This window comes from Novosphingobium sp. RL4 (assembly GCF_035658495.1).
Lineage (GTDB): Bacteria > Pseudomonadota > Alphaproteobacteria > Sphingomonadales > Sphingomonadaceae > Novosphingobium.
Genome location: NZ_CP141944.1, coordinates 2,314,519 through 2,337,790, shown reverse-complemented (window position 1 = coordinate 2,337,790; position 23,272 = coordinate 2,314,519). Strand labels below are relative to the sequence as shown.

Below are 23,272 nucleotides of genomic sequence, written 5' to 3'. Positions count from 1 at the left end.
ACCCCTCATCAGGCCTTACCAGATCAGACCGCGCAAGCGGCACAGGACGATTCGACAAACTCATGACTTTTTCCCAGCTCCCCCAGCCTCTCGCCGAAGCGCTTACCGCGCATGGCTATGAGAATCTGACCCCGGTTCAGGCCGCTGTCGCCGAAGCCGAAGCGCGTGGACGCGACCTCGTGGTTTCGGCGCAGACCGGTTCCGGCAAAACCGTCGCATTCGGCATCGCCATGGGCGACGAACTGCTGGCCGACGGCTCCATTCCTTATGCCGAAGCGCCGCTCGCACTTGCTATCGCGCCCACGCGCGAACTTGCGCTGCAGGTTAGCCGCGAACTGACCTGGCTCTACGCCTCGACCGGCGCTCGCATCGTCACGTGTGTTGGCGGCATGGACCCCGTTCGCGAGCGCAAGCAGCTTGAGCGCGGCGCCACCATCGTCGTTGGCACGCCGGGCCGTCTGCGCGATCACCTCGAACGTGGCAAGCTGGACCTCTCCTCGCTGCGGGTCGTCGTGCTCGACGAAGCGGACGAGATGCTCGACATGGGCTTCCGTGAAGACCTTGAGGAACTGCTCGACGCGATGCCGGCCAGCCGCCGCACGCTGCTGTTCTCGGCTACCATGCCGCGTCCGATCGAAGCGCTGGCCCGTCGCTACCAGACCAATGCCCTGCGCATTTCGACGGTCAGCGAGAACCGCGGCCATGGTGACATCACCTATCAAGCGGTTACCGTTGCGCCGGCCGATGTCGAAAACGCGGTGGTAAACCTGCTTCGCCTTCATGACGCGGAAACCGCGATCCTGTTCTGCGCCACCCGTGACAATGTGAAGCACCTTCACTCCACGTTGACGGAACGCGGCTTCTCGGCCGTGGCGCTTTCGGGCGAGCATTCGCAGAACGAGCGCAACAACGCGCTTCAGGCGCTTCGCGACAAGCGCGCCCGCGTCTGCGTCGCCACTGACGTCGCTGCACGCGGCATCGATCTTCCCTCGCTGAGCCTCGTCGTACACGTCGAGATTCCGCGCGATGCCGAAACGCTCCAGCACCGTTCGGGCCGTACCGGCCGCGCGGGCAAGAAGGGCACTGCCGTCATCGTCGTGCCGTTCCCGCGTCGTCGCCGCGTGGAGGGTATGCTTCGCGGTGCCCGCATCGAGGCCGAGTGGATTTCCGCGCCGAGCCCCGAAGCGATCCGCGAAGCCGATCGCAGCCGTCTGATGGACAAGCTGCTGGCCCCGGTCGAAGCGGACGACGAGGACCGTGAAATCGCGCGCGGCCTGCTTGAAAAGGTGAGCCCGGAAGACCTCGCCGTCGCACTTGTTCGCGCCCACCGCGCAAGTCTGCCGCAGCCCGAGGAACTCATCGGCAACAGCCCGGAAGCCCGCGAAGCGCGCCAGCGTCCCGGTTTCGACGATGTGGTCTGGTTCACGATGGATGTTGGCCGCGAACAGCATGCCGATCCGCGCTGGATCCTGCCGCTGCTCTGCCGCCGTGGTCACGTCACCCGCAATGCGGTCGGCCAGATCCGCATCGGCGCCGACCAGACCCACTTCCAGATCCCGCGGGACATGGCCGACCAGTTCATCCGTTCGGTCGAGCGTACCTCTCATGATGAGAGCGGCGACGTCGAAAACACGATCCGCATCGAAGTCGCGACCGAAACACCGCGCGATATCGCACGCGATCGTCGTCGTGACGGACCGCAGGGTCGTGGCCGCAAGCCTTATGGGCGCGAGGAAGGTGGACGTGGCGGTTTCGATGGCCCGCGTCACCACAAGCCCCGTCCGACCGGCGGTCCGCGCAATGATCGCGGTGGTCCCGGTGGCCCCGGCGCGGGCGGTAAGCCGTTCCACAAGAAGCCGAGGAAGTCGTTCTAAGAACGGCTTTTTCAGGACACTGAAAACGAAAACGGGGCCCGCGAAGGCCCCGTTTTTGGTTTTCGGGGATGTTTTCCGGTTCAGGCCAGAATTTCGAGGACCTCGATTGCGTCTTCCTGTCCGTTGAAATCGACGAACTCACCCGCCCCGGAGCCCAACAGGACGCGGGCGAGCGGGGCAGTGAAGGCGAGATCGCCCTTGGCCGGATCGGCTTCGTCATGCCCGACGATCCGGATTTCGCGCGTCTGCCCCTTCAGGGTGAAGCGCACGCGGTGACCGAACATCACGGTATCGCCGGCGGGCGCGGGCTGCTCTTCGGCTGTCGCCAGCCGTTTGCGCCAGTAGCGCAGATCACGCTTGGCGGTATTGAGAGCAGTATCCTCGGTCAATGTCGGAACCAGCGCCTCCAGACCAGCGATCCGCGAACCGATAATCGCCACGCCTTCGGCCGTCACGAGATTGGGGCCGGGCGGGATCGGCACTTCGAACTTGGGTTCGAGATGTTCTTCGTCACCGTCGCGCCGGAAGGCTACGCTCATGCGTTGCCGCCCATGTACTGGTCCATGGCCTCGCTGGCTTCGAACCAGAAGGCTTCGGCCACTTCCAGATCCTCTGCCGCCTGCGTGCGGCGCTTGCCGATCTCGCCGATGCCCAGTCTGGCAAGGTCGCCCTTGGCGGAGCCGGGGTCCGCGAGCACGGCATCGAGCGCGTCAAGCTGCTGCTGGATGCGCTTCATGCGGGTTTCGGTCTCCGAGACCTTCTTGCGCAGGGCCTTGAGTTCCTCGCGGGCGACGGTGCCATTCTTGCGTGCCGGCTTGCCCTCGCCTTGCCTGTCGCCGCTCTTGGGCTGGTTCCGGCCAAGCACGAAGTCGATGTAGTCCTCCATCGAGCCGTCGTAGTTGTCCGCCGTGCCCTGATCGACCAGTACCAGACGGTCCGCCGCCAGTTCGACCATGTGCCGGTCGTGGCTGACGAGAATCACCGCGCCGGCAAAATCGTTGAGCGCCTGCACCAGCGCCTCGCGGGCGTCGACGTCGAGGTGGTTGGTCGGTTCGTCGAGGATCAGCATGTGCGGCGCGTCGCGCGTCACCAGCGCCAGGGCAAGACGCGCGCGTTCGCCGCCGGAAAGGGTGCCGATCCCGGCCGTCGCGCGCGGGCCGGAGAACCCGAAGCGACCCAGTTGTCCGCGCACCGCGACCGGCGGCTTGTCAGCCATGGCACGGGTCATCAATTCGAGCGGGGTTGAGTCAGAGGGGAGTTCCTCCACCTGATACTGGGTGAAGTAGCCGATACGGATCTTGGGCGAGAAGGTGAGCGAACCTTCCATCGGTTCGAGCTGGCGGGCGAGCAGGCGGGCCAGCGTGGTCTTGCCGTTGCCGTTGCGGCCGAGCAGGGCGATGCGGTCCTCAGGATCGATGCGCAAGTTGAGGCGGCGCAGAATCGGCTTGTCAGCGACGTAGCCGACCGAGGCGAGGTCGAGCGTGACGAGCGGCGGGCGCAGTTCATCCGGGCTCGGGAAATCGAAACTCAGCGAGGAATCCTCGGCCATGGCCGCGATCGGCTGCATTCGCGCCAGCATCTTGGCGCGCGATTGCGCCTGCTTCGCGGTGGAGGCGCGGGCGGAATTGCGGGCAACGTAGTCGGCCAGCTTCTTGCGCTGGGCGTCCTGATTCGCACGTGCGGCAACCGCCTGCGCGGCGCGTTCGGCGCGGATGCGCTCGAAGCTGTCGTAAGTGCCGGGGTAGAGCGTCAGCTTGCCCTGCTGCAGGTGCAGGATGTGATCGACCACGTTGTTGAGCAGGTCGCGTTCATGGCTGATGACGATCAGCGTCTTGGGGTAGGTCTGGAGGAAGTTCTCCAGCCAGAGTGTCGCTTCGAGGTCGAGGTGGTTTGAGGGTTCGTCGAGCAGCAGCACGTCGGGCTGCGAGAACAGCAGGCCCGCAAGCGCCACACGCATTTTCCAGCCGCCGGAGAAACTGTCCAGCGGGCTTGCCTGCATCGCCTCGTCGAAGCCGAGGCCGACGAGAATGCGCGCGGCGCGCGCTTCGCCGGTATAGGCGTCGATCGCGATAAGCCGGTCGTGGAGGTCGCCCAGGCGGTTGGGATCGGTGCAGGTCTCGGCTTCGGCAAGCAAGGACATCCGCTCGGCGTCGGCATCCAGCACAGCCTGGAGCGCGGTCTTGTGCCCCGCGGGTGCTTCCTGCGCGATATAGCCCAGACGGGCACGGCGCGGCATGTCCACCGAACCTTCGTCGGGCTCCAGTTCACCGATGATCGCCTTGACGAGCGTGGACTTGCCCGCGCCGTTGCGGCCGATCAGGCCCACCTTGCCGTCCTTGGGAATCGTGGCAGCGGCCTGGTCGAGGATGGTGCGCCCGCCAAGGCGAACGGTAATGTCACGGATCGTCAGCATGCGCTGCCTCTAGCAGCGCCGGGCAAAAAGCAAAACCGCGCTCTTCACTGGAAAATGGCGCTTGATTTGCCGCAATGCGATGTAAGTATGTCGTTGGTATCTCTTGAGTTGCTCCACCGAAACAGGCCGGGGAATCTGAATGAAGAAGACCGTGGGGGCCGCAATTGTCGTGGCGCTTGTTCTTGCTGCTGCCGCGATCTGGTGGATGACCCGCAGCCAAAAGGACCCGAACGAGATCGTTCTCCACGGCAATGTGGACATTCGGCAGGTCTCCCTGGCGTTCGACGGTAGTGGGCGGGTCACCCGGATGACTGTCGAGGAGGGCGATTCCGTCAAGGCGGGACAAGTGCTGGCGCAACTCGATACGGCTACCCTGAGCTTGCAGGCCGACAATGCAGAGGCGCAGGTCGCGGCTTCCCGGGAAAGCCTGCTCAAACTTCGCAACGGCACCCGGCCCGAGGAACTCCAGCAAGCGCGCGCGCGGCTTGCCGCTGCAAGGGCGGATGCAGTCAAGGCCGCTGACGACTTGCGCCGGGCCCGAGAGGTATCCTCTACCACGCAGGGCCGCGCCGTCAGCGCGCAGGAACTCGATCAGGAAAGAAATCTTGCCGCCGTCGCCGATGCGCGGGCCAAGGAAGCGGCAGAAGCGCTCAAGCTCGCCATTCGCGGACCTCGCGCTGAGGATGTCGCGGCCGCCGATGCGCAGATGAAGGGCGCCGAGGCCCAGCTCGCGCTGCTCAGGCATCAGGTTTCCCAAGGCGAACTCAAGGCTCCCGGTGACGCGGTGGTCCGTTCACGCCTGCTCGAAGTGGGGGACATGGCCACGCCGCAAAAGCCGGTCTACGAACTGGCTCTGACCAGTCCGAAATGGGTGCGCGTCTACGTTGAGGAGGCCGATCTCGGCCGTGTCCGCATGGGCATGAAGGCGAGGGTGACGAGCGACAGTTTTCCCGACAAGCCGGTTGCGGGCACGGTGGGCTATATTTCCTCGGTCGCGGAATTCACTCCCAAGTCGGTAGAGACCGAATCGCTGCGCACTGCGCTCGTCTACGAAGTGCGCGTCAGGGTTGATGACCGCAACGGGACCTTGCGGCTCGGGCAACCGGTGACGGTGCGGATCAATACTGGTGCGCCAAGTGAAGGGCACGCCCGGTGAACGGCCCGGCCGAGACCGAAGACGCCGGGACAGGCAGGATGACAAGCGCACTGACGGTGCGGAGCCGGAACCTGCGAAAGAGTTTCATCGGCGCGGACGGTAAAGCGTTCGATGCCGTGCAGGATCTTTGTCTGGACATCCGCGAGGGGACGATCACGGCGCTCGTCGGGCCGGATGGGGCAGGCAAGACGACGTTGATGCGGATGATGACCGGATTGCTGGCTCCCGACGGTGGCACTCTGGATGTACTGGGCATCGACGTGACACGGCGTCCGCAGGCGGTGCAGGACCGAATCAGCTACATGCCGCAGCGCTTCGGTCTCTACGAGGATCTCAGCGTTCAGGAGAACCTCGATCTCTACGCCGATCTCCACGGCGTGCCGCAGGAGCTGCGCGCCGAGCGCTTCTCGCGAATGCTGGAAATGACCGACATGGCCCGTTTCACCGGACGTCCGGCGGGGAAGCTTTCAGGCGGGATGAAGCAGAAGCTCGGGCTCGCCTGCACGCTTGTGCGCGTGCCCGATCTTCTCCTGCTGGACGAACCGAGCGTCGGGGTCGACCCGCTGTCGCGGCGCGATCTCTGGGAGATCATCGAGCAGTTGATCGAGGCGGAGGGGCTGAGCATCATCGTCAGCACTGCCTACATGGATGAGGCTGGGCGCTGCGACGAGGTGCTGGTCATGGATCACGGCCGCCTGCTGGATCAGGGCACACCGGGTGAACTGACGAAAAAGGCCCGCGGTCTGACTTTCGTGGCCGCACCGCCTGCTAATATGCCTGCGCGCGATCTGCAGGCCAGGTTGATCGATGCGCCCGACCGGATCATAGACGCGGTGCCGAGAGGCGGTGCGGTGCGCTTCATCCGGTCGCCCGACGCCGAACTGCAAGACATGGAAGACCTGCTCGACGGCGTTGAAGCGGAGCCGAGAGCCGAACAACTGGAGGATGCCTTCATGCTTCTGCTGCGCCAACACGATGGCGTGCGCGAGGCGGAGAGCAAGGCGCCCATCGTTGCGATAGAACCCGAACCGGGAGGGGCGGAAGATGACGAGGCCGTCATCCATGTACGCGACCTGGTGCGGCGTTTCGGAGATTTCACCGCCGTCGCCAGCACCTCGTTCGACGTGCGGCGCGGCGAGATATTCGGGCTGCTCGGTCCCAACGGCGCGGGCAAGACCACGACCTTCCGGATGCTCTGCGGGCTGCTTCCGGCGACCAGTGGGACGCTCGAAGTGGCGGGTGTCAACTTGCGCCGCGCACGGGCGCAGGCGCGGCGGCGGATCGGCTATGTCGCGCAGAAATTCTCGCTCTATGCAAATCTCACCGTGCGCGAGAACCTTGAGTTCTTCGGGGGCGCCTACGGTCTTCGCGGCACCATCCTGCGCGAACGGGTGAAGGCGATCATCGGGCAATTCGATCTCGATCCGGCGGCTGTCAGTGGAGAACTGCCGCATGGCTACAAGCAGCGGCTCGCCATGGCGGCAGGGCTCGTGCACGAACCGGAAATCCTGTTCCTCGATGAGCCGACCAGCGGCATCGATCCGCTGGCGCGGCGATCCTTCTGGCGCACGATCACGGCGCTTTCGCAGGCCGGCGTGACGGTGGTTGTCACCACGCACTTCATGGAAGAAGCGGAATATTGCGATCGTATCGCCATCCAGGATGCTGGACGGATGCTTGCGCTCGGCACTCCGCAGCAAGTGCGCGAGCAGGCAGGCGGCGGCGACATCGACATGGATGCGGCCTTTATCGCCATTGTCGAACAGGGGCGCGCCGCCGATCATGACAGCAAGGTAGCGACGTGACAGCGGACAGCACCTTCCTGTCGAGGTTGGCCGCTCTTTCTCGCAAGGAAACGCGCCAGATGCTGCGTGACCGCAGCAACCTGATGGTCGGGCTGCTCCTGCCGGTCGGGCTGATCCTTCTGTTCGGCTTCGGGCTCTCGTTCGACGTGAAGAATGCGCCTGTCGCGCTGGTGCTTCAGGACCGTTCCGATACTGCGCGCGAGATCGTCTCGGGCATCCGGGGATCGCCCTATCTCTCCCCTGTCGATGTCGAGACGATGGAGGAGGCCAGCGAAATGCTGCGCAGCGGCCGGGTCGACGCCATCGTGCGGGTGCCGGTCGACTTCGCGCGGGCACAAGCGGTTGGCAGGGGAAGTGCAGGCGGCCAGATCCAACTCATCCTCAACGGCGTCGATTCCACGACCGCACAGACACTGGAGGCCTATGTGCAAGGCGCGATCGGCACGGTCGTGCTGCGGCAGTCCGACCGCGCAGGTTCGGTCGGGGCCGGCGGCAGCGTAACGCTGATGCAGCGGACCTGGTTCAACGAGGAGGGCAACAGTCGCTGGTATCTTGTGCCGGGGTTGATCGTGCTTGTCATGACCCTGGTGGGCGCCTTCCTCAGTTCGCTGCTGATTGCGCGGGAGTGGGAGCGCGGCACGCTCGAATCGCTGTTCGTCACGCCGGTTCGCCCCGTCGAAATGGTACTGTCCAAGATCGCGCCCTATCTCGTGGTGGGGATGATCGATCTGGTGATGTGCCTGCTGGCGGCGCGCTTCCTGTTCGATGTCCCGATCAGAGGCTCGATGGTGGCGATCGTGCTCTGCTCGTTTCTCTACCTGCTGGTTTCGCTGCTGGTCGGGCTCCTGATTTCAGGCGCGACACGCAACCAGTTCGCGGCGAGCCAGGTGGCGCTTCTGGCAAGCTTCATGCCCGCGCTCATGCTCTCGGGGTTCGTGTTCGACTTGCGCAATGTGCCTCTTGCGGTGAGGATCGTCGGCGAACTGCTGCCGGCAACGCACTTCATGAGCGTTATCAAGAGCCTGTTTCTCGCCGGTACGGACTGGACAATGGTCCTGCGCAACTGCGCGATCCTGATCGGCTACGTCGTGGTGCTGACCCTGCTGACGCAGCGCACCCTGCGCAAGCGTCTGGACTGACGGGATGGACTACCTGATCGCATGGTTCGCCCAGATCGCGGTGCTGTGCCGCAAGGAAGTGCTGGCCCTGTTCAAGGATCCGGCCAACCGCCTGTTGTTGGTGGCCCCGGCATTCATCCAGTCCATGCTGTTCGGCTACGGCGCGATCCTCGATCTCGACTATGTGCCCTATGCGCTGCTCGACCAGAGCAGGGGACAGGCGGCGAGCGAGTTCATCGCCCGGTTGGATGGTACCGGGGTATTCGCAAGAGAGGCCACCCTGACGAGCTCCGCCCAGATCGCGTCGTTGATCGATGGTGGGAAAGTGCTCATGGCGGTAACGATCCCGGCCGATTTCGACCGCCGACTGGCTGCGGGGGAAAGCGCACAAGTACAGATCGTCCTGGATGGCCGAAACTCGACTACGGCGGGTTCGGCTGCGGCTTACGTGTCTTCGGTGACGCAGGGCTTCAATGCGGCGCGAAGCGGAATGCAGGGCGTAAGCGTGATCCGGCGGGCCTGGTTCAACCCGAACCTCGAATCGCGATGGCAGATCATGCCCGCCATGATCGCCACACTTTCGATGTTGCAGACCTTGCTGCTGGCGGCGCTGTCCGTGGCGCGAGAGCGAGAGCAGGGAACATTCGACCAGCTTCTCGTCACACCGCTCACCCCTTTGCAGATACTGGTGGGGAAAGCGCTCCCCTCGATCGTCGTCGGATTGCTGCAATCGACGATCGTACTGATGATCGTGCGCTTCTGGTTCCAGATCCCGATGAGCGGATCGCCACTGCTGCTGTACTTCGGGCTTTTCGTGTTCAACCTCGCCTCGGTGGGCATCGGCATGTCGATCTCGGCGCTGGCGCTGAACATGCAACAGGCGATGCTCTACTCGTTTCTCATCATCATGCCGCTGACCTTGCTTTCCGGCATGTTGACGCCGGTGCGCAACATGCCGGAAGTGCTCCAGATCGCGACTTACGCGAACCCGCTGCGCTTCGGCGTCGCCATCGTCCGGCGGGTCTATCTCGAAGGCGCAGTGCTCGGAGACATCGCGCTCGATTTCGTGCCTTTGCTTGTGGTTGCGGCGATAACGCTGCCTCTGTCCGCCTGGCTGTTCCGCCATCGTCTCGCCTGATCCCAGGACCAATGCGCATGACCTCAAGGTTCCTGACTGCCGCACTCACAGCCACGTCACTGGCCCTCTGTCTTCCCGCCTGCACGGTCGGTCCGGACTTCAAGGCACCCACGCCCGCAGCCCCGGATGACTGGGCAAGCTGGCGCGGAGGCGACCCGAGCCTGATCGCGCCCACTTCGGGTAGCGTAACCATTCCGGCGGACTGGTGGACCATACTCGGCGACCCCGTTCTGGATCGTCTGGAGCGGCAGGCCATGGCCGCCAGCCCCGATATCGAAACCGCTGCGCTTCACTTCGCGCAGGCCCGCGCGCAGCGAGGTATCGCCGCGTCCGCAAGTTTGCCGCAAGTCAACGCGAGCGCCCAGGTCAACCGCGAGCGCATGAGCGAGTATGGCGCCTCCACCCGCCTTTTCGACGCTATCGGGGGCAGTGCATCGGGGGCTAGTCGCGACGAACTGGCGAAGTTCCTTGCCGATCCCTTCACGCTCTATCAGGGAGGCTTCGATGCCGGATGGGAGATCGATCTCTGGGGCAGGGTTCGTCGCTCAATCGAATCGGCAGATGCGCAAGTGGCGGGGCAGGGCGCCATGCTGGACCTTGCACGACTGTCCGTCGCCAGCGAGGTCGCCCAGGCCTACTTTGCGCTGCGCACCGCTCAGGCACAGATCGCTTTGGCTAAGGAAGACATCGCGCTGCTCACAGACCAGGTTTCGCTGGTCGCCGCGCGAGCCGATGGCGGCATGGAAAACCATACCGGCCTCGAAACCGACCGGGCCGGACTGCGCGCCCTGGAGGCAAGCCTTCCCGCACTTCAGGCGCAGGAAGCGGCGCAAATTGGCCGTATCGCTCTGGCCTTGGGGCAGCAGCCGGGCTCCCTGCGCGATCTCCTACTACCTACCCGAAATGCAACCGTAATTCCCGCGCCGCCGGACCTTTCGCTAGGGCTGCCCTCCGAAGTCGCCCAGCGCCGACCGGACGTGCGGGCGGCCGAATCGAAACTTCACGCCGCCACCGCCGAGATCGGCATTGCCATCGCCGATCTCTATCCCGCCATCCGGCTTGGCGGCGGGTTCGGCCTGGAGAGCTACCGCAAGGATAACCTGTTCGATTGGGCGAGCCGCACATGGCAGATAGGGCCCGGCCTCAGCCTGCCGATCTTCGATGGAGGTCGCCGCCGCGCCGCCGTGCAGGTCCGCAAGCTCGAAGCGCGCGAGGCCTTTGTGAACTACCAGACGACCGTATTGGAGGCCTGGCAGGAAATCGACGATGCCCTGAACGACTACACTGCCGAGTGGCAGCGACGCGAGAAATTCATCGCCCGCGAAGGCAGCGCGCGAGCAGCATGGCAGAATGTCGAGGCGCGCTATCGGGCTGGTTCCGCCAACTACCTGCCGGTCATCGACGCCCGCCGCGGGCTGCTTCAGGCCGCTCGCGATGTGGCAGACAGCGAAGGGCGTCTGCGCACGCACTTTGCAGCGGTGAACAAGGCGATAGGCAATGCCCCCTCAGCGCCGGGAATACCTCCAAAGGATTAGTCCGAAAGGGGCGATGTGTTCACCCGTGAACGTGCAGCGCATGTTTCAAAAAGTTATCAACACCAATATGCCCCGGCATGCGATAGCTGGCGTGCCGCAAGCCTGTTCCGCATCGCCGCGAATCGGTTATTGTTTCGGCTTGCAACGCGGAATCACTTGTGATTCTATCGATTTCCATGAGGTCCCAGCCCAAGATCATGCGACAGGAAGCCAGCCTCGCCAAGGAACGCCTGGTCCAGGGCATCGCTCTTGCGGTGCTGCTGCTGATGGGTGCGTTCGTGATCGCGGGGCCAAGCGGCATCATCGCCTGGACCGAGAACCAGCATCTCCTGGAAGAACGCCGCGTCAAGCTGGCGGAGCTCCGTCTCGACCGGGATCGCCTGAAGAACCGCGTGAATCTGCTGGACCAGCGCCGCGTCGATCCCGATCTTGCCGGCGAACTGCTGCGCAGCAACCTCAATGTTGCCCGTCCTGACGAAATGGTCATGCTCATCGGCAAATGAAGCCGTCCGCGCCGGTTTTCGGCGCGGTTTGTGGCTGCTGCATTGCGGGCAGCCATAATTTTTGTGCCATTGACGGCAAATTTCCTTCAACGCGCTTTCGATTTCCGCGCGGGGTCCTATAAGCGGCCCGAAATCAATCGCACCAACGATGGGGAGTCCCGTTGCCCAAAGCCAAGATTGACGCCGGTTCCGGCGCCGAGCCTGCCGTAACTCCGGCACAGGACGAAGACTTCGCGCTGCACAGCCTCCAGGAGGCACTCGCGGCCGACCGGCGCTACACGCCGAACAAGGAGGAACTGCTCAACCTTTACGAGCAGATGGTTCTTATCCGTCGCTTCGAGGAAAGGGCAGGCCAGCTTTACGGCCTCGGCCTGATCGGCGGCTTCTGTCACCTTTACATCGGCCAGGAAGCCGTTGCCGTGGGCCTTCAGTCCGCGCTCGATTCCAACCGCGACTCGGTCATCACCGGTTATCGCGACCATGGCCACATGCTTGCCTATGGTATCGACCCCAAGGTGATCATGGCCGAACTGACCGGCCGCGCCGCGGGTATCTCGCGTGGCAAGGGCGGCTCGATGCACATGTTCAGCGTGGAGCATAAGTTCTACGGCGGCCACGGCATCGTCGGCGCGCAGGTCTCGCTCGGCGCAGGTCTCGCTTTCGCGCACAAGTACCGTGAAGACGGCGGTGTCGCGATGGCCTACTTCGGTGATGGCGCTGCCAACCAGGGCCAGGTCTACGAGAGCTTCAACATGGCGGCTCTCTGGAAGCTCCCGATCATCTTCGTGATCGAGAACAACGGCTACGCCATGGGCACCGCCGTGAAGCGCGGTTCGGCTGAAACGCACTTCTACCGCCGCGGCACCGCGTTCCGGATTCCCGGCATGCAGGTTGACGGCATGGACGTGCTCGAAGTCCGCAAGGCGGCCGAACTGGCGCTGGAATACGTGCGCGCCGGCAATGGCCCGGTTCTCATGGAACTGAACACCTACCGTTATCGCGGTCACTCGATGTCCGACCCTGCCAAGTATCGCAGCCGCGAGGAAGTGCAGGACGTGCGCGAGAAGCGCGATCCGATCGAGCACGTGAAGAACGACCTCGTCGCCCTTGGCGTGGACGAGGCCGCGCTGAAGGAAATCGACAAGCGCGTCCGCGCGCAAGTCGCGGAATCGGCCGACTTCGCGGAAAACTCGCCCGAGCCCGAACTTTCCGAACTCTATACTGACGTCCTGGTGGAGCGCTACTGATGGCGATCGAACTCAAGATGCCGGCGCTCTCTCCGACGATGGAAGAGGGCAAGCTTGCCCGCTGGCTGGTCAAGGAAGGCGACGAAGTCGCTTCCGGTGATATCCTGGCTGAAATCGAAACCGACAAGGCGACGATGGAATTCGAAGCCGTAGACGAGGGCACCGTCGGCAAGATCCTCGTGGCCGAAGGCACCGAGGGCGTGAAGGTCGGCACGGTGATCGCCGTGCTCGCCGGTGAAGGCGAAGACGCTTCGGCGGTTTCCGCTCCGGCCCCCAAGGCAGAGGCTGCTCCCGCCGCCGAAGCCGCGCCGGCTGTCAAGGCCGAAGCACCGGCACCGGCTCCCGCGAAGAAGGATCCCGAAGTTCCCTTCGGCACCAACATGAAGACCTCGACCGTCCGCGAAGCACTGCGCGACGCCATGGCCGAGGAAATGCGCCGCGATCCGCGCGTCTTCGTGATGGGTGAGGAAGTCGCGGAATATCAGGGTGCCTACAAGGTTACCCAGGGTCTGCTGGAAGAGTTCGGCCCGCAGCGCGTGATCGATACGCCGATCACCGAATATGGCTTTGCCGGCATCGGCACCGGCGCCGCCATGGGCGGTCTGCGTCCGGTGATCGAGTTCATGACGTTCAACTTCGCCATGCAGGCGATCGATCACATCATCAACTCGGCGGCCAAGACCAACTACATGTCGGGCGGCCAGATGCGGTGCCCGATCGTGTTCCGCGGCCCCAACGGCGCGGCATCGCGCGTCGGCGCGCAGCACTCGCAGAACTACGGCCCGTGGTATGCCAACGTGCCCGGCCTGGTCGTGATCGCGCCTTACGACGCGTCGGATGCCAAGGGCCTGCTGAAGGCGGCGATCCGTAGCGAAGACCCGGTCGTGTTCCTTGAGAACGAACTGGTCTACGGCCGTACCTTCGAACTGCCCGAACTCGACGATCACGTCCTGCCGATCGGCAAGGCGCGGATCATGCGCGAAGGCAAGGACGTGACCATCGTGTCCTACTCGATCGGCGTCGGCCTCGCTCTCGAAGCGGCCGAGCAGCTGGCCGGTGAAGGCATCGATGCCGAAGTCATCGACCTTCGCACCCTGCGTCCGCTCGACAAGGAAACGGTGCTGGCGAGCCTCGCCAAGACCAACCGCATCGTCGTGGCCGAAGAAGGCTTCCCGGTTTGCTCGATCGCTTCGGAAATTTCCGCGATCTGCATGGAGGAAGGCTTCGACAATCTCGACGCACCGGTTGTCCGCGTCTGCAACGAGGACGTGCCGCTGCCTTACGCGGCCAACCTCGAAAAGCTTGCGCTTATCGACACGCCGCGCATCGTCGAGGCTGTCCGCAAGGTCTGCTATCGCTGATCCTTGCGCTGAAGCTGCCCAGGCAGTGACAATCGAGACGGCGGCGGAACGAAGGTTCCGCCGCCGTCTTGCGTTTGGCGTGTTACGCACTTGCGCAAGGGGCAGGGCGGGCTAGAGAGACGCCGTGCCCAAGCAACCCGCCCCCGAAAGCCGCCCGGAAGATCAGCTTCTGCCGATGCTGCCGCAGACCATGCAACTGGCGCTCGCCTATGCGCCATCTCGCGCACGTCTGCCGACTTTGGCACTGCTCGCGCTCGATCAACGCCTTGCAGGGCTTTTGCGGCATTCGCGCGAGCCGATGATGGCGCAGATCCGGCTTGCCTGGTGGCGGGAAACGCTGGGACGCGACGCCAGCGAATGGCCTGAGGGTGAGCCCCTGCTTGCGGTGCTGCGTAGCTGGAAAGGCGCGAACGCCATGCTCGTCCCGCTGGTGAATGGCTGGGAGGCGCTCACCGGCGAAGCTCCGCTTGCTCCGGCCGTGCTTGAGGAGATGGTCGACGGGCGGGCTGCCGCATTCGCCGCGCTTGCAAGAACGCTTGGCCGGGAAGACGAGGCAGATGCGGCGCTGGTCCTGGGGCGGCGCTGGGCCCTTGCGGATCTTGCGACCAAGCTCAATCATCCTGGCGAAAGCGTGGTCGTGCGCCGACTTGTCCAGGGAGAAAAGGGTGCGTCCCCACGCGTTTCGAGGAGCCTGCGTCCATTGGCCGTCCTTGAAGGGCTGGCCCGGGACAATCTGGCTCGCGGCGGCAGCGGATCGGCGCGCAGTGTCTTCAAGGCCATGCGCATCGGCCTGCTTGGCCGCTGACATTCCAACGATAACAGAGATGTAATTTCCCGATGGCGCGGCAGTAAGCGGATAAGCCGCGCGCGTTTGAGGGAGATTTGGCGATGCAGCGCTTCATCCTCGGCGGCCTCACGGTGTTCGTGATGCTGTCGCTGGGTCTGTTCTGGCTACAGGGCCGGGCCGAGGTGGAAAAGGCAGCGCCGTTGCCGCTGGCGTCGGTCGCTCCACCTGACCCGCAGAGCGTGCCAAGTGCTGATCTCACCGACATTGAAGGGCCGGACCTTCCGGAAGCTACCGAGCAGACGCGCGAACAGCGCCGCTTTGGCCGCTACGATCGTGACCGCGACGGCCGGATCACCCGCAACGAAATGCTGTCGACACGAGTCGATGCCTTCCGAAAGCTCGACAAGGACGGCAACAACCTGCTGACGTTTGAGGAATGGGCGGTCGCGACCGTCACGAAATTCGATGGCGCCGATACGAATCGCGATCAATCGCTGACACCGGGCGAATTCAGAAAGACCGCGCCGCCCCCGGCCAAGCCCAAACCCAAGTGCAGTTGCGGATCCTAGAGACGTCCCGGATCGAGTCCGGGACGCTAGGATTTCGAGGTCAGGCTGTCGGCACCAGACCTTCAAGCCAGGGCGCGATCTCTTCCTTGGCGCGCGAGGTATAGGCTTCCTTGCGCTGCTTCTTCTTCACGTCGTGAAGCGGCGGGAACAAGCCGAAATTCACGTTCATCGGCTGATAGGTCTCCGCCTCGGCATCGCCGGTGATGTGGGAGAGCAGAGCGCCCAGTGCCGTCGTTCGCGGCGGCGTCTGCCAGTCCCGACCGGAGAGTTCGGCTGCCGTCATCAGTCCGGCCATCAGCCCCACTGCGGCGCTTTCGACATAGCCTTCGCAGCCGGTGATCTGGCCTGCGAACCGCACATGGGGTGCGGTCTTGAGGCGAAGCTGGCGGTCCAGCAGGATCGGCGAGTTGAGGAACGTGTTACGGTGAAGTCCGCCGAGCCGCGCGAATTCGGCATTCTCCAGGCCCGGGATCGTTCGGAACAGGCGAACCTGCTCGGCATGCTTCAGCTTGGTCTGGAAGCCGACCATGTTCCAGATCGTGCCGAGTTTGTTGTCCTGGCGGAGCTGGACGACCGCATAGGCCCAGCGGCCATTGGGATGTTCCGGGGTCGCCCAGTGCGGGTTGTCGAGCCCGACCGGCTTCATCGGTCCGAATCGCAGCGTTTCGACGCCGCGCTCGGCCATGACCTCGATAGGCATGCATCCGTCGAAGTAGGGGGTATTTTCTTCCCATTCCTTGAAGGCGGTCTTCTCGCCGTCGAGGAGGGCCTGATGGAACGCAAGGTACTGGTCCTTGTCCATCGGGCAGTTGATGTAGTCCTTGGTTTCGCCCTTGTCCCAGCGGGAAGCCATCCAGCATACGTCCATGTCGATCGAGTCACGATAAACGATCGGCGCTATGGCGTCGAAGAAGGCAAGGCTGTCAGCTCCGGTCGCGCGGCCGATGCTGCCGGCGAGCATTTCCGCCGTCAGCGGACCGGTGGCAACGATGGTCGTTCCGGTTTCGGGGAGCGTGTCGATCCGCTCTCGCACGATCTCGACATTGGGCAAGGCCGACAGCCGAGCTTCCACTTCGGCGGAGAAGACATCGCGGTCCACTGCCAGTGCCGAACCGGCAGGCACCTGTGCCTTGGCCGCGGCAGACATGATCAGCGAATCGCAGCCGCGCATCTCATGGTGCAGCAGGCCTACGGCGTTCTTCTCGTGGTCGTCGGAGCGGAAGGAATTGGAGCAGACCAGTTCTGCCAGACCGTCGCCCTGGTGGGCGGGGCTACGCTCTCCGGTTCCGCGCATTTCCGAGAGACGGACGCGGAAACCGCGCCGCCCAAGTTGCCAGGCGGCCTCGCTGCCGGCCAGGCCGCCGCCGATGATGTGGACGTCTTGTGTCATGGCGCTTGCGCCTAGACCTTTGCGTGGCATCAGGGAAGGGTGGTGCTGCGGCTAAAAAGGCAAATCCCGAAGCCGCGCCGCAACCGGAGAGTTCAGCGAATGCCCAAGCGCGCCCTGATCGAACGCCGCCCCTGGCTGCTTGCGGCCATAGTCGCGGCGGTTCTGTTCCTATGGTGTCGCAACAGCACGATGCCGGGGCTTTATCTGCTGGCGCTCAAGGCGCTGCCTTTCCTCCTTCTGGCCGTTTATGCGGTCTTGCGGCATCGCGGGAAGGACACCCGGACTCTGGCTGCGATGCTGGTGTTGGAAGGGACAGGTGCGGCGCTCCATGACCTCTACGACTACCCGGCCACGGTTCTGATGATTATCGGGCACGTCATGGGAATTGCTCTGTTTCTGAACCATTTGCGCCGCGATCTTGCGATGGCCCGGAAGATCTTCGCCACAGCGCTGCTACTGCTGACCCCGCTTGTTTTCCTGTTACTGACGAACACCGACCGAGGAGCGGCGCCGGCATTTCAAGGGCTGGCACTCGGCGGGATGGCGGCAAGCGCCTGGGCCAGCACTTTCGTGCGTGCGCGGGTCGGAAGCGGCGCGCTGATCGTGGTCGTGGCCTGCCTGATCGCGCTGGAATGGCCGTCCTGGCAATTCGCCTGGCCACTGTTCTTTGTCGGAAATCTGGTGCTGGCAACGGGGGTGACCGGCGAATTGCGGTCACGCCCGGACTGAACGTTCAGGCCGGGGGCAGGATCAGATTCCCGTCATCACCACGAACCACGGGCCCGTGAGCAAGCACGGCAGAGAGCGGAAGATCGGCATAGATGTGCGGAAACAGCGCGCCGCCACGCGAGACTTCCCACTTCACCGCATCGCCCAGCACGCCGAGGTCTACCACGGCAATAGCGAGGCCGGTCTGTCCGGCGAAGTGCTTGTCCAGCGTTTCCTGCGCCTGATCGGCGGTCGACATATGGATGTAACCGTCCGCCAGATCGACAGGCGCGCCGGTGAAGACCCCGTCGGAGAGCAGCCGTTCAAGCTGCTCCCCGTTCAGAATCTTGTAGGCGACGGTATCGCTCACTCTTCGTCTTCCGAAGAATCACTGTCTTCGGCAGTGTCGGCTTGCGGCGTATCGCCTTCGGTGGCGTCAGGCGCGGTCTGGGCGGCTGCAGCGCCATCGGCCGAAGGTGCCTCGCCCTCCAGCACTTCTTCTTCAGCCGGCTCATCAAGCCGCACGGCGCTGACGACGTGCTCGTCACCCGATACGTTGAACAGGCGCACGCCCGCCGAACCGCGCCCGATCACGCGCAGTGATTCGAGCGGCAGGCGGATAAGCTTTGCCTGATCCGTCACCAGCATGAGTTGGTCGGCACGGGTGGCCGGGAAGCTGGCGACGACCAGACCGTTGCGGCCGATATTGTCGATATTGGTGATGCCCTGGCCGCCGCGGCCCGTACGGCGGTATTCGTAAGCGGAGGACATCTTGCCGTAACCATTGGCACAGACGGTGAGGATGAACTGCTCCTTCTCGGCGAGATACGCGAAACGCTCCTCGTCGATCGGGTTTTCACCGTCCTTGTCACCCTTCCACGGCGCGAAGCGCAGGTAGGCATCGCGCTCGTCCTGGTCCTTCATGCCGACGCGGTGAAGGATCGAAAGCGAGATTACCTCGTCGCCGTCCTTCAGGGTCATCGCCTTGACGCCGGTGGACGTGCGGCTCGCGAATTCGCGAACGAGTTCACCGGCAAAGCGGATCGCCTTGCCCTGGCGGCTTGCCAGCAGCACGTCGTCCGAATGCGCGAGAAGGGCGACCCCGATCAGGCGGTCATCGTTCGGCGTGCCATCGGCGTCGGGTTCGAACTTCATCGCGAACTTGCCGTTCGACGGGATGTTCGCGAAGGCGTCCATGGAGTTACGGCGAACATTGCCCTTCGCGGTCGCGAATACGACCGAGAGCTTGCTCCACTCCTTCTCATCTTCCGGCAATGGCAGGACGGTCTGGATCGTCTCGTCCTTGTCCAGCGACGGCAGGAGGTTGACGATGGGGCGGCCGCGCGTGGTCGGGCCGCCTTCGGGCAGCTTGTAGACCTTGAGGCGGTAGACCTTGCCGGCGGTGGAGAAGAACAGCACAGGATTGTGAGTCGACGTGACGAACATCGTCGTCACGACATCCTCGTCCTTCGTGGACATGCCTGCACGGCCCTTGCCGCCGCGCGCTTGGGCGCGGAAGGTCGAGAGCGGGGTACGCTTGATGTAACCGTCCATCGTGACGGTTACGACCATTTCCTCGCGCTCGATCAGGTCCTCGTCCTCGATGCCGTCGGCGGCACCGGTGATCTGCGAGACGCGGGGCGTGGCATAGAGTTCGCGAACCGCGGTCAGTTCGCCGCGCATGACGCCGTAGAGCTTCACGCGGTCGGCGAGGATCGAGAGATATTCCTCGATCGCGGCGGCCAGGATCTTGAGCTCGTCACCGATCTCGTCGCGGCCGAGCGCGGTGAGGCGGTGCAGGCGCAAGTCGAGGATGGCCTTCACCTGGACTTCGGACAAGCGATAGGAGCCGCCATCCTGTTCCGCGTCGGGCTCGATCGCCTCGACGAGGCGGATGTAGGGCGCAATGTCCCCGATCGGCCATTCCTTCGCAAGCAGGCGCGCACGCGCTTCGGCCGGGTTCGGGGCACTGCGGATCATCACCACGACTTCGTCGAGGTTCGACACCGCAACGACAAGGCCGAGCAAGATATGCGCCCGGTCACGCGCCTTGTTCAGTTCGAACTTGGTGCGCCGGGTGATGACCTCTTCGCGGAACTGGATGAAGGCGTGGATGATGTCGCGAAGGTTGAAGACTTCGGGACGTCCGCCGCGGATCGCCAGCATGTTGGCCGCGAAGTTCGACTGTGCGGGCGTATTGCGCCAGATCTGGTTGAGCACGACTTCGGGGGTCGCGTCGCGCTTCAGTTCGACGACGACGCGCATGCCTTCGCGGTTCGATTCGTCGCGGATGTCCGAGATGCCCTCGATCCGCTTGTCCTTGGCGGCCTCGGCGATCTTCTCGACGAGGTTGGACTTGCCGACCTGATAGGGGATCGAGGTGAGCACGATCGAGCGACGGTCGCCCCGACCTTCTTCGATTTCGTGACGGCAACGCATGATGACCGAGCCGCGGCCCGTGAGGTAAGCGTTGCGAGCGCCGCCCTGGCCCAGGATCAGCGGTGCGGTCGGGAAATCCGGCCCGGGAATGATCTGGATCAGTTCCTCGGTGGTGATCCCCGGATTGTCGATCATGGCAAGGCAGCCATCGACGACTTCGCCGAGGTTGTGCGGCGGGATGTTGGTCGCCATGCCGACCGCGATGCCGCCCGCGCCGTTGACCAGCAGGTTCGGGAAGCGCGCCGGAAGCACGGTGGGCTCGCTTTCGGAGCCGTCGTAGTTGTCGGCGAAATCGACGGTATTCTTGTCGATGTCCGAGAGAAGCTCGTTCGCCACCTTGTCGAGGCGCGCTTCGGTGTAACGCATGGCGGCCGGCGGATCGGGATCCATCGAGCCGAAGTTGCCCTGACCATCGACCAGCGGCAGTCGCATCGACCACGGCTGCGTCATGCGCGCCAGCGCGTCGTAGATCGCGCTGTCGCCATGGGGGTGATACTTACCCATGACGTCACCGACGATACGGCTCGACTTGCGATAAGGACGACCGGCGACGTAGCCCGCTTCCTGGCAGGCGTAGAGGATACGGCGATGCACCGGCTTCAGACCGTCGCGAACGTCGGGCAGGGCGCGGCTCACGATCACGCTCATCGCGTAATCGAGATAGCTCGTCTTCATCTCATCGACGATGTCGATGCGGGTGTATTCGCCTTCGGGACCGATATGCTCGGGGCCGTTAATGTCGGTGTCGTCGCTCACGCGCTGGATCGTTCGTTGCTGCGGGACAAAGGGTGATGGATCGCCCTAGGACATGCGCGGGGGGAAAGCCACCTGAACAGGTGCCACCGCGCCAAGGAGGCGCTCTTTTTCCACACTTATGGGGCGAGTTGGTCTTGCGAGGCGCAGGGAACCGTTCGGGCTGCGACGAATTGCATTCAATCAGCGTTCAGTGGCGGCCTTCTAATCGCCGGGCGAGGTTGCCAAGCGTTCAATTCGACGCCAAACCGGCACTGCAATTTTTACGGAGTCCCGCTTTCGGGCGCGCCTCCACGTGTCTTGATGAGGAGTAGGCCTGGATGGCTCGCAAGTTCCTGATTTCCCGTGTTGCCCTGGCTGTGGCCATGACTGGCGGAATGGCCGCCGCGGTTGCTCCCGTGGCTGCTGTCGCCAAGGAAAAGGCGCCTGCCAAGGCGACGTTCTCGAAGGAATACGCCGCCGTCGCCGCTCCGGTGGACAAGGCTATTGCCGACGCCCAGGCAAATCCCGCAGTGAAGGCCGCCTCGGACAAGGCCAAGGCCGCGCAGACGGATGCCGAGAAGGCTGCCGCGCGCGCCGAAGTGGACGCGGCCATGGGCGGTATCCTGGCGCAGCTCCAGACGGCGGGCGCAGCCGCGCAGCAGCCGATCGACAAGCTCAAGCAGGGCGAGATGACGCGCAATGTCGGCGTTCTGATGAATGACCCCGCCTTGCAGCACAAGGGTCTCGTCATGATGCTCGACAGCGGCCAGACCAGCCCGGAAACGCTGGGTCAGGTCCAGTATCTTGCCGGCGTCACCGCTTATCAGAGCGCGCAGTACGACGTTGCCGCACGCTATCTCCAGCAGTCCTTCGACGCGGGTTACCGTGACCAGCAGAACATGATCCAGCCGCTGCTGGCGGATTCCTACAAGCGTTCGAACAACCCGCAGGCGGCTCTGGCCATGGTCCAGAAGGAGCTTGAGGCGGCGAAGGCAAACGGCACCAAGCCGAACGAAAGCTCGATCCGTAGCGCGCTCCAGGCCTCCTACGACGCCAAGCAACTTGCGCCGTCGACCGAATATGCCGCCATGCTGGCGCAGTACTACCCCAGCGTGGCGTCGTGGAATATCTCGATCTCGATCGTGCGCCAGCTTGCCTCGCTCCAGAACCAGGAAAACATCGACCTGATGCGCCTGATGTTCGCGACGGGCTCGATGAAGGACAAGCGGGACTACTTCGAATATATCCAGAACGTCGATCCGCGCGCGTTCCCGGGCGAAGCCGTCAAGGTCATGGACCAGGGCCTTGCGAAGGGTCTTCTGACCCAGGCCGAGGTCGGCCAGGACCGTGCCAACAGCGCTGGCCGCGTTGCTGCGGACAAGGCATCGCTTCCGGCCGCCGAACGCGACGCTCTCAAGCCTGCCGCAACGGCCGCCTCCGTGACCGGCTCGGCGGACGTCTTCCTGAGCTACGAGCAGTACGCGAAGGCCGAAGAACTTTACAAGGTCGCGCTCGGCAAGCCCGGCGTCGATGCCAACAAGGCGAATCTCCGCCTCGGCATGGCTCAGGCCATGCAGGGCAAGGCCGCCGATGCGCAGGCCAGCCTCGCCAAGGTCACCGGCACGCGCGCACCGATCGCCAAGCTCTGGTCGGCTTATGCCGCTTCCAAGGCTACGCCGGCCTCGTAAGCCGACGTAACCTGGCCAAAAACACGAAAAGGGCGGCGGGAATAACCCGCCGCCCTTTTCTTTTGCCGTTTCCCGAAGGGTCAGGAAATCGGTGCGAATTTTCCGCTGGCGTCATCCATCAGATGAAGCTGCCCGTCTGAGATCGCGAAGAACGCGCCGCGCAGCTTGAGTTCACCGGTCTTCACCTTGTGGCGAACGCAGGGGAACGTCATCAGATTGTCGATGCTGACGCGCACCGCGGCCTGCTCCATCTGGCGTTCGGCCGGGCGTCCGGTCGTGCCGAATTGCGCGGCGACGGGAGCGCGGGCCTCATCCAGCATCGAAATCCAGTCAGCGATGAAACCGCCTTGTCCCGGCTCGGCGCCGTGGAGCTCCTGCGTGAGCGCCGCCTTGCAGCCGCCGCACATGCCGTGGCCCATGACCACGATTTCCTTCACCTTCAGCACCTGTACCGCGAATTCAAGAGCAGCGGAAACACCGTGGTGGCCGGGCGTGGTCTCGAAGGGCGGAACGAGCGCCGCAACATTGCGGACCACGAAGATTTCGCCCGGATCGACGTCGAAGATCTGCGAAGGGTCAACGCGGCTGTCGGAACAGGCCACGATCATCACTTCGGGTTGCTGCCCCTCGCTGAGACGCTCCCAACGCTCTCGGTGGGGGCTCCACCCGCTGTTGCGGAACCGGCGATAGCCGTCGATCAGGGTATCGAGGACGCGTTGTTCTGATTGCGGGGCGTTGGAATCTGTCATGGGTTGCCTCCATTGAAACGCACGCAACCCATAGAGCGGATATTCGCACTGGCAAGC

At 64.0% G+C, this 23,272-nt stretch carries 19 protein-coding genes; 13 read left to right on the top strand and 6 right to left on the bottom strand.

The window, feature by feature from the left end; genetic code table 11:
- Window positions 1-62 precede the first annotated feature (62 nt).
- Entirely contained in the window at window positions 63-1,874 is a 1,812-nt protein-coding gene (locus U9J33_RS11370) for a DEAD/DEAH box helicase (protein WP_054437818.1), read from the top strand.
- 80 nt (window positions 1,875-1,954) lie between these two features.
- Here the strand turns inward: U9J33_RS11370 and U9J33_RS11365 are convergent, their stop codons facing one another.
- Both U9J33_RS11365 and U9J33_RS11360 read right to left on the bottom strand, forming a co-directional pair.
- Window positions 1,955-2,413 (bottom strand): GreA/GreB family elongation factor, encoded by a 459-nt coding sequence (locus tag U9J33_RS11365; protein ID WP_324695322.1) that lies wholly within the window; start codon window positions 2,411-2,413, stop codon window positions 1,955-1,957.
- Entirely contained in the window at window positions 2,410-4,287 is a 1,878-nt protein-coding gene (locus U9J33_RS11360) for an ABC-F family ATP-binding cassette domain-containing protein (protein WP_324695320.1), read from the bottom strand. Before U9J33_RS11360 ends, U9J33_RS11365 begins: the two co-directional genes overlap by 4 nt.
- A gap of 139 nt (window positions 4,288-4,426) precedes the next feature.
- On the opposite strand from U9J33_RS11360, the gene U9J33_RS11355 reads away from it, so the two are divergent.
- The 10 genes from U9J33_RS11355 (at window position 4,427) to U9J33_RS11310 (ending at window position 15,506) form a co-directional block, all read left to right on the top strand.
- Window positions 4,427-5,443: an HlyD family efflux transporter periplasmic adaptor subunit gene (locus tag U9J33_RS11355; RefSeq protein WP_324695318.1), complete on the top strand. Its 1,017-nt coding sequence runs from the start codon at window positions 4,427-4,429 to the stop codon at window positions 5,441-5,443.
- 38 nt (window positions 5,444-5,481) lie between these two features.
- Window positions 5,482-7,248 carry an ATP-binding cassette domain-containing protein gene (locus U9J33_RS11350; protein WP_324695315.1) on the top strand — a complete coding sequence of 589 codons (1,767 nt, stop codon included), beginning with the start codon at window positions 5,482-5,484 and terminating at the stop codon, window positions 7,246-7,248.
- A gap of 59 nt (window positions 7,249-7,307) precedes the next feature.
- On the top strand, window positions 7,308-8,387 hold the full coding sequence (locus tag U9J33_RS11345) for an ABC transporter permease (protein ID WP_324695313.1): 1,080 nt from the start codon (window positions 7,308-7,310) through the stop codon (window positions 8,385-8,387).
- 4 nt (window positions 8,388-8,391) lie between these two features.
- Window positions 8,392-9,504, top strand: coding sequence for an ABC transporter permease (locus U9J33_RS11340; protein ID WP_324695311.1), 1,113 nt, complete (start codon window positions 8,392-8,394; stop codon window positions 9,502-9,504).
- A gap of 17 nt (window positions 9,505-9,521) precedes the next feature.
- The gene (locus U9J33_RS11335; protein ID WP_324695309.1) at window positions 9,522-11,039 is read left to right on the top strand and encodes an efflux transporter outer membrane subunit; all 1,518 of its coding nucleotides are present in this window, start codon (window positions 9,522-9,524) and stop codon (window positions 11,037-11,039) included.
- Between the two features lie 176 nt (window positions 11,040-11,215).
- Window positions 11,216-11,542, top strand: coding sequence for an FtsB family cell division protein (locus tag U9J33_RS11330; protein ID WP_243692748.1), 327 nt, complete (start codon window positions 11,216-11,218; stop codon window positions 11,540-11,542).
- A 161-nt stretch (window positions 11,543-11,703) separates the two neighbouring features.
- Complete coding sequence (gene pdhA, locus U9J33_RS11325) at window positions 11,704-12,789, top strand: pyruvate dehydrogenase (acetyl-transferring) E1 component subunit alpha (protein WP_185997376.1); 1,086 nt, start codon at window positions 11,704-11,706, stop codon at window positions 12,787-12,789.
- Window positions 12,789-14,150: a pyruvate dehydrogenase complex E1 component subunit beta gene (locus tag U9J33_RS11320; protein WP_324695304.1), complete on the top strand. Its 1,362-nt coding sequence runs from the start codon at window positions 12,789-12,791 to the stop codon at window positions 14,148-14,150. The genes pdhA and U9J33_RS11320 overlap by 1 nt, the downstream gene beginning before the upstream one ends.
- A gap of 124 nt (window positions 14,151-14,274) precedes the next feature.
- Window positions 14,275-14,955: a hypothetical protein gene (locus tag U9J33_RS11315; protein ID WP_324695302.1), complete on the top strand. Its 681-nt coding sequence runs from the start codon at window positions 14,275-14,277 to the stop codon at window positions 14,953-14,955.
- An 83-nt stretch (window positions 14,956-15,038) separates the two neighbouring features.
- Window positions 15,039-15,506, top strand: coding sequence for a hypothetical protein (locus U9J33_RS11310; RefSeq protein WP_324695300.1), 468 nt, complete (start codon window positions 15,039-15,041; stop codon window positions 15,504-15,506).
- 40 nt (window positions 15,507-15,546) lie between these two features.
- Here the strand turns inward: U9J33_RS11310 and trmFO are convergent, their stop codons facing one another.
- On the bottom strand, window positions 15,547-16,896 hold the full coding sequence (gene trmFO / locus U9J33_RS11305; protein WP_324695298.1) for a methylenetetrahydrofolate--tRNA-(uracil(54)-C(5))-methyltransferase (FADH(2)-oxidizing) TrmFO: 1,350 nt from the start codon (window positions 16,894-16,896) through the stop codon (window positions 15,547-15,549).
- 99 nt (window positions 16,897-16,995) lie between these two features.
- Between trmFO and U9J33_RS11300 the strand changes: the two genes are divergently transcribed.
- The gene (locus tag U9J33_RS11300; RefSeq protein WP_324695296.1) at window positions 16,996-17,625 is read left to right on the top strand and encodes a hypothetical protein; all 630 of its coding nucleotides are present in this window, start codon (window positions 16,996-16,998) and stop codon (window positions 17,623-17,625) included.
- A gap of 4 nt (window positions 17,626-17,629) precedes the next feature.
- Here the strand turns inward: U9J33_RS11300 and U9J33_RS11295 are convergent, their stop codons facing one another.
- Together U9J33_RS11295 and gyrA are read right to left on the bottom strand one after the other, a co-directional pair.
- Window positions 17,630-17,974 (bottom strand): DUF952 domain-containing protein, encoded by a 345-nt coding sequence (locus U9J33_RS11295; RefSeq protein ID WP_324695294.1) that lies wholly within the window; start codon window positions 17,972-17,974, stop codon window positions 17,630-17,632.
- Window positions 17,971-20,799 (bottom strand): DNA gyrase subunit A, encoded by a 2,829-nt coding sequence (gene gyrA, locus U9J33_RS11290; protein ID WP_324695291.1) that lies wholly within the window; start codon window positions 20,797-20,799, stop codon window positions 17,971-17,973. Before gyrA ends, U9J33_RS11295 begins: the two co-directional genes overlap by 4 nt.
- A gap of 317 nt (window positions 20,800-21,116) precedes the next feature.
- Here gyrA and U9J33_RS11285 point away from each other — a divergent pair, with 317 nt between their 5' ends.
- The gene (locus tag U9J33_RS11285; protein ID WP_324695289.1) at window positions 21,117-22,466 is read left to right on the top strand and encodes a hypothetical protein; all 1,350 of its coding nucleotides are present in this window, start codon (window positions 21,117-21,119) and stop codon (window positions 22,464-22,466) included.
- Between the two features lie 80 nt (window positions 22,467-22,546).
- On the opposite strand, the gene U9J33_RS11280 is transcribed toward U9J33_RS11285, so the two are convergent.
- Window positions 22,547-23,215, bottom strand: a complete 669-nt coding sequence (locus U9J33_RS11280) for a carbonic anhydrase (protein WP_054437788.1) — start codon at window positions 23,213-23,215, stop codon at window positions 22,547-22,549.
- Window positions 23,216-23,272 lie beyond the last annotated feature (57 nt).